This window comes from Streptomyces muensis, assembly GCF_021474425.1.
GTDB lineage: Bacteria > Actinomycetota > Actinomycetes > Streptomycetales > Streptomycetaceae > Streptomyces > Streptomyces muensis.
The window spans coordinates 1-9,919 of record NZ_JAKEIP010000284.1 but is presented as its reverse complement, the minus strand read 5'-3'; the positions used below and the strand labels follow the sequence as shown (position 1 = coordinate 9,919).

Here is a 9,919-nt window from a genome sequence, read left to right as displayed (position 1 = left end):
GGGTCACGCAGCCCGGCGCTACGGGGTGCCGCCTGCGCCCACCCGTGCCGCCCCAGGCGGCACGAATGCCCGCAGCTGAGCCGACCCAGGGGCGCGGGGAACTGCGCGACCGGCCACGACGGACCCGCACCCGGCAAAACACCGGCACCCCTACGGCGCGACCCCTACTTGCCCGACTCCACCCGCTTCTTCAACCCCGCCAACGCCCGGTCGATGATGACCTTCTCCGCCTTGCGCTTGATCATCCCCAGCATCGGGATCTTGACGTCGACGGTCAGCTGGTAGGTGACCTCGGTCGACCCCGCGCCGGCCGGCTTCAGGATGTACGAGCCGTCGAGCGAGCGCAGCATCTGGGACTTCACCAGCGTCCAGGACACCTCGTTCTCGCCGGTCCAGGTGTACCCCAGCACCTGGTCGTCCTTGATCGCGCCGGCGTCCATGACGAGCCGGACCTGCTCGGCACGCCCCTGGCCGTCGGTCTTGAGGACCTCCGCCTCCTTCACCTCACCGGTCCAGTCCGGGTAGCGCGCGAAGTCGGCGATCACCCCCATGACATCGGCCGGTGCCGCCTCGATCGTGATGCTCGAGCTGGTGTGTTCCGCCATCGCCGTGGCTCCTCCAGAAGCGGGCCGGTAAGAAGTCGTGATGCGCACGCGTGCGCAGCGTGAAGGCTACCGCGCGCCTGGCCGGGCGACTTCACCCCACCTCACCACTCCAGCGCCCAGGGCTTCCCCGACGCGGCGAAGTGCCCCACGTTCACACACTCCGTCGCCCCGATCCGCATCCGGCGGACGAGCGGCTGATGCACATGCCCGAACAGGGAGTAACGGGGGCGGGTACGGCGAATCGCCTCCAGCAGCGCCTTGCTGCCCCGCTCGAAACGCCGCGCCACCGTGTCGTACACCAACTCGGGGACCTCCGGCGGAATGTGCGTGCAGAGCACGTCCACCTCCCCCACGGCCTCGATCTTCGCCGCGTACTCCTCGTCGCTGATCTCGTAGGGCGTCCGCATCGGTGTGCGCAGGCCGCCGCCCACGAAGCCGAAGACCCACCCGCCGATCTCGACGCGCTGCCCGTCCAGCACCGTGGTGCCGGGTCCGGCGTACTCCGGCCACAGGGGCGGCATGTCGACATTGCCGTAGGTGGCGTACGTCGGTGTCGGGAACGCCGCGAACAGCTCGGCGTACTGCTTGCGTACCGCCTTCTCGATCACCACCCACCGGTCCGAGCCGACTCCGGCCCACAGCCGCGCCCCCAGCTCCCGCGCCTCCTCGAAGCGCCGGGCGGTGCGCAGTTCCACGATGCGGTCGGCGTTCTCCACGCCGAACAGGTCGGGGAAGATGCCGCGCGAGTGGTCGGCGTAGTCCAGGAACAACACCAGGTCGCCCAGGCAGATCAGGGCGTCCGCGCCCGCGCCGGCCCGGGCCAGGTCGCGGGCGTTGCCGTGTACGTCGCTGACCACATGGACGCGGGTGCTGCGGTTTCCCGTCGGTGTCGGTGCCATGGCGATCAAGGGTAGGCGTGTGCGGCAAACGTGAACAGTGGCGGCCGAACCGATGGTTACTGGCCAGTCGTCAGACGGCTCGACTACTGTGCGCGCAGAGGTACCAATCCGTGTGACGCAGCGAACATCTCGCCGGACCCCCCTGTCGAAGAAGCCATACCGGCGGGTAACGTCCGGTCGGTCCAGTCGTGCTCTGGATTTCAACATGTGAATCCCAGAGCACTTGCCCGAGCCATGGACCGCACCGTCGCATCGCACAACGTCGTGGCGCCGGCGCCCTATGAGGAGCAGCAGTCTTGCGCGAGTTCAGCCTTCCGGCTTTGTACGAGGTCCCTGCGGACGGGAATCTGACCGACATCGTCCGCAGAAACGCCGCGCAGCACCCGGACGTGGCCGTCATCGCCCGCAAGGTGGGCGGCGCCTGGCAGGACGTCTCGGCCACCGCCTTCCTCGCCGAGGTGCACGCGGCGGCGAAGGGGCTCATCGCCGCCGGGGTCGGACCGGGCGACCGGGTCGGTCTGATGTCCCGTACGCGCTACGAGTGGACCCTGCTCGACTTCGCGATCTGGTCGGCGGGCGCGGTCACCGTGCCGGTGTACGAGACCAGCTCGCCCGAGCAGGTGCAGTGGATCCTCGGCGACTCGGGCGCGACCGCCATGATCACGGAGCTGGACGGCCACACCGCAGCCGTGGAGTCGGTGCGTGACCGGCTGCCCGCGCTCAAGCACGTCTGGCAGATCGAGGCCGGCGGCGTCGAGGAGCTGGGCCGGCTCGGGCAGGACATCAGCGACGCGACGGTCGAGGAGCGCAGCTCGCTGGCGAAGGCCGACGACCCGGCGACGATCGTGTACACGTCCGGCACGACCGGCCGCCCCAAGGGCTGTGTGCTGACCCACCGCAGCTTCTTCGCCGAGTGCGGCAACATCGTCGAGCGCCTGCGGCCGCTGTTCCGCACCGGCGAGTGCTCGGTCCTGCTCTTCCTCCCGCTGGCCCATGTCTTCGGCCGCCTGGTGCAGGTCGCGCCGATGATGGCGCCGATCAAGCTGGGCACCGTCCCGGACATCAAGAACCTCACCGACGAGCTGGCCTCGTTCCGCCCGACGCTGATCCTGGGCGTGCCGCGGGTCTTCGAGAAGGTCTACAACTCGGCGCGCGCCAAGGCGCAGGCCGACGGCAAGGGCAAGATCTTCGACAAGGCGGTGGACACGGCCATCGCCTACAGCAAGGCGCTGGACACCCCGTCCGGCCCGCCGGTCGGCCTGAAGATCAAGCACAAGGTCTTCGACAAGCTGGTCTACAGCAAGCTGCGCGCGGTCCTCGGCGGCAAGGGCGAGTACGCGATCTCCGGCGGCGCCCCGCTCGGCGAGCGGCTCGGGCACTTCTTCCGCGGCATCGGCTTCACGGTCCTGGAGGGCTACGGCCTGACCGAGTCCTGTGCCGCCACCGCCTTCAACCCCTGGGACCGCCAGAAGATCGGCACGGTCGGCCAGCCCCTGCCGGGCTCGGTGATCCGTATCGCCGACGACGGTGAGGTGCTGCTGCACGGCGAGCACCTGTTCAAGGAGTACTGGAACAACCCGGGCGCGACCGAGGAGGCGCTGGCCGACGGCTGGTTCCACACCGGTGACATCGGCACCCTCGACGAGGACGGCTATCTGAGGATCACCGGCCGCAAGAAGGAGATCATCGTCACCGCGGGCGGCAAGAACGTCGCCCCGGCCGTGATCGAGGACCGTATCCGGGCGCACGCGCTGGTCGCGGAGTGCATGGTGGTGGGCGACGGGCGGCCGTTCGTGGGCGCGCTGGTCACCATCGACGAGGAGTTCCTCGGCCGCTGGTGCGCCGACCACGGCAAACCGGCGGGTTCCACCGCGGCGTCGCTGCACGAGGACCCCGACCTGCTGGCCGCGATCCAGTCGGCGGTCGACGACGGCAACGCCGCGGTGTCGAAGGCGGAATCGGTGCGGAAGTTCCGCATTCTCCCCTCCCAGTTCACGGAGGACTCGGGCCATCTGACCCCGTCGCTGAAGCTCAAGCGCAACGTCGTGGCGAAGGACTTCGCTGACGAGATCGAGGCGATCTACCAGAAGTAGGCACACATACGGCGGTTATGGCGCGGTGTCCTCCACGAGGACCCGCGCCATCGTGCGTTCGGCGAGCGCGGTGATCGTCACGAACGGATTGACGCCGATCGAGCCGGGCACGAGCGAACCGTCGGTGACGTAGAGCCGCGAGTACCCCTTGACCCGGCCGTAGTCGTCGGTCGCCTTCCCCAGCACGCACCCGCCCAGCGGGTGGTAGGTGAAGTCGTCGGCGAAGACCTTGTTGCCCGAGCCGAAGAGGTCGTACCGGTAGATCGTGGTGTTCGCCCGGTTGATCCGGTCGAACAGCTTCTTCGCCATGCCCACGGACACGGCGCTCTGTGCGGCACTCCAGCCCAGCTTCACCGCTCCGGTGGCGCTGTCGTACGAGAACGACGCGCGCTCCGGGTTCTTGGTGATCGCCAGATAGAGGCTGACCCAGTGCTCAAGGCCCGTCGGCAGGGGCGCGATCTCGGCGAAGACGGGGTTGGCGGTGTTGGCCCAGTCGTCGATGCCCATGACCGGCATGGTCGCCTGGTTCGCCCCGACGGTGTCCCACAGGTGGTTGGCCCGCCCGAGCATGACGTTGCCGTTGGTCCCCCACCCGGTGCCGACGCCGGCGTCCAGGGCGGGCAGGGTGCCCGACTCCCGGGCCCGGACGAGGAGTTCGGTGGTCCCGACGCTGCCGCCACCGAGGAAGAGGTACGTACAGCCGTACTCCTTGGTCTCCACGACGGCCCCGGTGTCGTCGAGCCGGTCGACGGCCAGGACGTACGTCCCGTCGGCGGCCCTGCTGATCGACCTCACCCGCTCCAGGGTGTGGATGGTGACGTTCCCGGTGCCGAGCGCGGAGGCGAGGTAGGTCTGGTCGAGGCTGCGCTTGCCGTGGTTGTTGCCGTAGATGACCTCGCCGGCCAGCGCCGACTTGGTGGCGCTGCCGGCGGCCTCCCGCTCCATGTACCCGAAGTCGTAGACGTTGGGCACGAAGGTCGTCTTCAGGCCCGCGTTGCTCGCGTGCTTGCGGGAGATCCGGGTGAAGCGGTACCACTCCGTGGACTCGAACCACGCCGGGTCGACGGTGTTGACGCCGAGCATGGAGCGGGCGCGCGGGAAGTACGTGCGGTACATCTCGGCGGTGTCCACGGTCGGGAACTGCTCGGCGAAGTAGGACTGGAGCGGGGTGACGGCCATGCCGCCGTTGACCAGGGAGCCGCCGCCGACGCCCCGGCCGACGTACACGGACATGTGGTCGTAGTGCACACGGTCCAGGACTCCGGGGTAGGGGCTGATGTCCTTGTTGACCACGTCCAGCCACAGGAAGGTGGCGAGCGGGGCCTCGGTGCGGGTGCGGAACCACATGGAGCGGTGGTCGGGGGCGGCCGTGGAGCAGAAGACCTTGCCGTCGGGGCCGGTGGTGTTCCACAGGCGGCCCATCTCCAGGACGAGGGTGCGGATGCCGGCCTCTCCTAGGCGGAGTGCGGCGACTGCGCCGCCGTAGCCGGAGCCGATGACTATGGCGGGGGTGGATTCGACTGCGTCGGGCTCGGCTTCCTGGGTTGCCGCGAGGGAGACGCGGGTGAAGCCGAGGGTGGCTGCGGTTTGGAGGGCCGCCATGCCCAGGATTTGACGTCTTGTCAGCTGACGCTGCATCAGGTTTGATGTCATGTGCGCAGCATGTGCGGATTATTGGGTTCCGCCTAGTGGGGTGCCGCGTATTCGTTGTGGGCGGGTGCGGGTTGTTTGTGGTTGATCGCGCCCACGCGGCGGAGCCGCAAATCGATACAGTCCCGCGCCCCTAAAAGCACAAAGCAGGGTGTTGTCCTACAGCAGCGTTTGAAGCTTCTCCGCCAGCAGGTCCCAGCGCCACTTCTCCTCGACCCACTCCCTTCCCCGCTCGCCCATCCGGCTGCGCAGCTCGGCGTCTCCCAGGAGCGTGACGATCCGGTCGGCGGCCTCCCCCGGGGAGCCGCCCCTCACCACCCAGCCCGTCTCGCCGTCCAGGACCGCGTCCGGGGCGCCGCCCGAGTCACCGGCGACCACCGGCAGGCCCGTCGCCGACGCCTCCAGGTAGACGATGCCGAGGCCCTCCACGTCCAGCCCTCGCCGCCTGGTCCGGCACGGCATCGCGAAGACATCCCCGGCGCCGTAATGCGCGGGCAGCTCCGACCAGGGCACGGGACCCGTGAAGCGGACGGAGTCGGCGACGCCCGTGGTGTGGGCGAGTTTGCGCAGGTCGTTCTCGTACGGGCCGCCCCCGACGATCAGCAGCACCGTGTCCGGCTCGGCGGCGAGGATGCGGGGCATGGCCTGGATGAGGGTGTCCTGGCCCTTGCGGCGGACGAGGCGGGAGACGCAGACGACCACCGGGCGGTCCGTGAGGCCCAGGCGCGCGCGGACCTCGTCGCCGCCCGAGCCCGGGTGGAAGGTCTTCTCGTCCACCCCTGGCGGCAGCTGCACCATCCGCGAGGCCGCCTCCGGCGTCAGGGCCGTGGCGATCCGCGAGCGCGTGTACTCGCCCAGGTAGGTGATCGTGTCCGTCGATTCCCCGATCCGCCCCAGCAGCTGCCGGGCGGCGGGCAGCTGGGCCCACCCCGCCTCGTGGCCGTGCGTGGTGGCCACGATCCGCTCGGCGCCCGCCTTCCTGAGCGCCGGGGCCATCAGGCCGAGCGGGGCCGCCGCCCCGAACCACACCGACGTACAGCCGTGCTCGCGCAGCAGTCCGACCGCGCGCCGGGTCGCGCCCGGCGTCGGCAGCAGCATCGTCGTACGGTCCCGTACGACCGTGAAGGGCTGCTCGGCGTCGAAGGCGGCCGTGGCCTCGGCGCCCTCTCGGCCGCGCTTCCAGGTGGAGGCGTAGACGACGAGGCGCTCCGGGTCGAGGCGCAGCGCCATGTTGTGCAGGAACGCCTGGATGCCGCCGGGGCGGGGCGGGAAGTCGTTGGTCACGATCAGCGTCTTGTGCATCGCCGCCGACCCTACCGAAGCCGCTGTTCACAGGTGGTGCCCGGCCACGTGTGTGGCCCGCACACAGCTGGACACGACATCATGTTGCACGGAGACGGGCAGCGAATGGCAGGGGTTGTGGTGGAGAAGACAGGCACGCGGCGATCCCTGGCCTGGCTTGTGGGCAGCTGGGCGCTGACCAGAGTGGTGCTGCTGCTCTTCGTGTTCAAGGTGTACGTCTTCCCCGGCCCGGACGTCACCAGCGACGTGTCGGTGATCTATCAGGGCTGGTACGAGGTGCTGCGCACCGGAACGTTCCCGCTGGACGACGTGACCTGGCAGTATCCGCCCGCCGCGGCGCTGCCGATCCTGTCCCCCGCGCTGGTGTTCTGGCTGGACTACACGTCGGCGTTCTTCGTCCTGTGCTTCGCCGCCGACCTGGTGGTGCTGCTGCTTCTGCTGTACGCCGGTCTGCGCCCCGGCCGGACGTTGCGCGGGGCCTGGGTGTGGGTGGTGGGCGTACCGCTGCTCGGGCCGACCGTGTACGCCCGCTACGACGTGATGGTCACCGGGGTCGCCGTGGCCGCGCTGCTCGCGGGCGCGCGGTATCCCAGGGTGATGGGGGCGCTGACGGCGTTCGGGGCGATGCTGAAGGTGTGGCCGGTGTTGTTGCTGGTGGCGGCGCGTAGGCGGGGGTCGTGGGTGTGGGCCGCGCTGACCGCCGGGGCGCTGGCGGCGCTGTTCGCTCTCGCCATGCCGGGTGCCTTCGCGTTCCTGACCTTCCAGCGCGACCGGGGGACGGAGGTGGAGTCGCTGGGGGCGCTGGTCTTCCATGTGGCCCGGCAGTACGGCTGGGACGGGGAGGTGCTGCTGAACTACGGCTCGGTGGAGTTCCTCGGGCCGTATGTCGACGTCGTGAGTACGGCGGCGCTCGTGCTGAGCGGGCTGGCGTTCGGGTGGCTGTTGGTGTGGCGGTTGCGGGCGCGGAGCTTTCACGTGCACACGCTCGCGGACGGGGCCTTCGTGGCGGTGCTGATGTTCGTGACGACGAGTCGGGTGATCAGTCCGCAGTACATGGTGTGGCTGGTGGGGCTCGGGGCCGTGTGCCTCTGCTTCCGGGAGAGCCGGATGAGGCTTCCCGTGGCGCTGGTCCTGCTGGCGTCCTTCGTCACGGTGCTGGAGTTCCCGGTGTGGTTCTCCCACGTCGTCGCCAGCGACGGCCTCGGGGTCACGCTGCTGTTCCTGCGCAACGGGCTGCTGGTCCTCGCCACGCTCCTCGCCGCCCGCGAACTCTGGCGCTCCACGGTCCCGCGGCCGACCCCGGTTCCCGTACAGGCTCAGGCCACCCGTGCCAAGGAGACCTCGCTGCCCTCCTGACGCCGCGCCCGCCGCGACAGCACCAGCACCACCGCGCACTGCACGCCCATCGAGAGCGTCAGGGCCAGGCACACACCGGGCAGCCCGAGCCCCGAGAGCCCGTATGCGAGGGGAAGCTGCAGCGCCGTACCGAGCACGGTGACCCGCAGCAGCACCGGCGCTCCCCCGCTGCCCTCGAAGACCCCGCCGAGGGCGATGAAACAGGCCATGAGAAGCAGGTAGGGCCCGACGCAGCGCAGGAACAGCACACCGGCGTGGGCCACGGCGGGTCCGGCGCCGAACGCGGCCATGATCCACGGGGCGGCGGCACCCAGCAGCACAGCCGACACCAGCCCCGCACTCCCCGACACCAGCACCACCTGCCGCCCGATGGCCCGCCGCTCGTCCTGCCCGGCGCCGAGCAGGTGTGCGGTGTGGATGGCGGCGGCCTGGCGTACGGCGTAGAAGGCCATGGTGGCGACGTACATGACCTTGTACGCGATGGCGTACGCGGCCACCGCCGTCACCCCGAGCCGCGCCACGATCGCGACCAGCACCAGCGCGCCGGCCTGCCGCACGGTGAAGTCGGCCGACATCGGCAGCCCGGTCCGCAGCGTGCGCCGCAGCGCGGCACCGACCGGCTCGGCGGGCGGCACGTCGGCGGTCGCGCGCAGCAGCTCGTTCCGGCCCAGGGCGGCCAGTCCCACTCCCAGAGCCACGAGCCGACACAGCGCGGTGCAGGCGGCGGCGCCCTGGACGCCGTAGAAGTGAATGAGGAACGGGTCGCACACGAGGACGAGCCCGTTGGCCAGCAGGGCCAGCCGCATCGGGGTCCTCGTGTCGCCGGCGCCTTTGAGGATTCCGTCGACCAACTGCTGTGCGAAGAACACGACCGCCCCCGGCAGCGAGATCGCGAAGTAGCCCACCGCGAGCGGCACCGCCGCGCCGTCGCCCCCGCCGAGCACCAGTCGTGCCAAGGGCTCCCGCAGCAGGAACCCGCCACCCACGACGACCGGCGTGACCAACGCCCACACCGCCCAGCCGCCGCGCACCGCCGCCCGCACCGCTCTCCCGTCCCCCGCCCCCCTGGCCCGCGCGACCAGCACGGTCGTACCGGAGCCGAAGACGAGAGCCACGCCGAGCAGGACGTTCTCGGTGTTGGTCGCGACCGCCACGGCGGCCACGGCCGGGCCTCCGAGCCGGGACACCCAGACGGTGTTGATGATCCCGGTGGCGACGGAGGCGAGGAGCGAGAGGTAGACGGGGTGGGCGAGCAGGATGAGCTGCCGGCGATGCGCGTTCACGGTTCGGTCCCCTTCAACGAAGGTACCTCGATTCGAGATAGCTCGATAAGAGGTACCATCGGGTCACCGCACCCGCAAGGAGGACCATGCTGGAACTGTCGATCCTGGGCTTTCTGGCCGAACAGCCCTTGCACGGCTATGAGTTGAAGGAACGCATCAAGGCGCTGAGCGGTCATGTCCGGCCGGTCAGCGACGGTGCGCTCTATCCGGCGATCACACGTCTCATCAAAGCGGGCAAGCTCGACGAACACACCGAGCCGGGCGCGAGCGCCGCCCCGCGCCGGATCCTCTCCCTCACCGACAAGGGCCGCGAGGACCTGCTGGAACGCCTGCGCCACCCCAAGCAGGTCGAGATCACCGACCAGGTCCGCTTCAACACGGTCCTGTCCTTCCTACGGCACCTGCCGGACCGCCGGGAGCAGGCGGACGTACTGCGCCGCAGGCTGGAGTTCCTCACCATGCCCACGAGCTTCTTCTACGAAGGCGGGAAGCCAGTGCGGGCGGAGGAAGCCGAGGACCTGTTCCGGCAGGGCATGCTGCGCGTGGCCCGGGCGACCGGCGAGGCGGAGCGCGCATGGCTTACAGAGGCCGTCGCGCGGCTGGATCGGACGAGTTGAGCCCGCAGGTCAGGAGAGCTGAGCCCTGAGGTAGTCCCGCCACTCGCCCCTGAACTCCTCCAGAGACGTCCCCAGGACGTCCTTCAGCGCCGCCTCCACCGCCCCCGCCCGCCC

The 9,919-nt window shown here is 70.1% G+C and carries 8 protein-coding genes; 3 read left to right on the top strand and 5 right to left on the bottom strand.

Annotated features, from left to right (window positions below; translation table 11 throughout):
* Nucleotides 1–164: 164 nt before the first annotated feature.
* A complete protein-coding gene (locus L0P92_RS37630) occupies nucleotides 165–605 on the bottom strand; it encodes an SRPBCC family protein (protein ID WP_234767567.1) in 441 nt (146 codons plus the stop codon).
* A gap of 101 nt (nucleotides 606–706) precedes the next feature.
* Nucleotides 707–1,504, bottom strand: coding sequence for a metallophosphoesterase family protein (locus tag L0P92_RS37625; protein WP_234767566.1), 798 nt, complete (start codon nucleotides 1,502–1,504; stop codon nucleotides 707–709).
* A gap of 296 nt (nucleotides 1,505–1,800) precedes the next feature.
* Here L0P92_RS37625 and L0P92_RS37620 point away from each other — a divergent pair, with 296 nt between their 5' ends.
* Nucleotides 1,801–3,597: an AMP-dependent synthetase/ligase gene (locus tag L0P92_RS37620; RefSeq protein WP_234767565.1), complete on the top strand. Its 1,797-nt coding sequence runs from the start codon at nucleotides 1,801–1,803 to the stop codon at nucleotides 3,595–3,597.
* A gap of 15 nt (nucleotides 3,598–3,612) precedes the next feature.
* On the opposite strand, the gene L0P92_RS37615 is transcribed toward L0P92_RS37620, so the two are convergent.
* Together L0P92_RS37615 and L0P92_RS37610 are read right to left on the bottom strand one after the other, a co-directional pair.
* Nucleotides 3,613–5,235: a GMC oxidoreductase gene (locus L0P92_RS37615; RefSeq protein WP_505016556.1), complete on the bottom strand. Its 1,623-nt coding sequence runs from the start codon at nucleotides 5,233–5,235 to the stop codon at nucleotides 3,613–3,615.
* Nucleotides 5,236–5,406: 171 nt separating this feature from the next.
* Nucleotides 5,407–6,549: a glycosyltransferase family 4 protein gene (locus L0P92_RS37610; protein WP_234767562.1), complete on the bottom strand. Its 1,143-nt coding sequence runs from the start codon at nucleotides 6,547–6,549 to the stop codon at nucleotides 5,407–5,409.
* Between the two features lie 120 nt (nucleotides 6,550–6,669).
* Here L0P92_RS37610 and L0P92_RS37605 point away from each other — a divergent pair, with 120 nt between their 5' ends.
* Entirely contained in the window at nucleotides 6,670–7,905 is a 1,236-nt protein-coding gene (locus tag L0P92_RS37605; RefSeq protein WP_372497394.1) for a glycosyltransferase 87 family protein, read from the top strand.
* Here the strand turns inward: L0P92_RS37605 and L0P92_RS37600 are convergent.
* Nucleotides 7,866–9,188: an MATE family efflux transporter gene (locus L0P92_RS37600; protein ID WP_234767560.1), complete on the bottom strand. Its 1,323-nt coding sequence runs from the start codon at nucleotides 9,186–9,188 to the stop codon at nucleotides 7,866–7,868. The genes L0P92_RS37605 and L0P92_RS37600 overlap by 40 nt on opposite strands.
* Nucleotides 9,189–9,274: 86 nt before the next feature.
* Between L0P92_RS37600 and L0P92_RS37595 the strand changes: the two genes are divergently transcribed.
* Nucleotides 9,275–9,805, top strand: coding sequence for a PadR family transcriptional regulator (locus L0P92_RS37595; protein ID WP_234767559.1), 531 nt, complete (start codon nucleotides 9,275–9,277; stop codon nucleotides 9,803–9,805).
* Nucleotides 9,806–9,919: the final 114 nt, after the last annotated feature.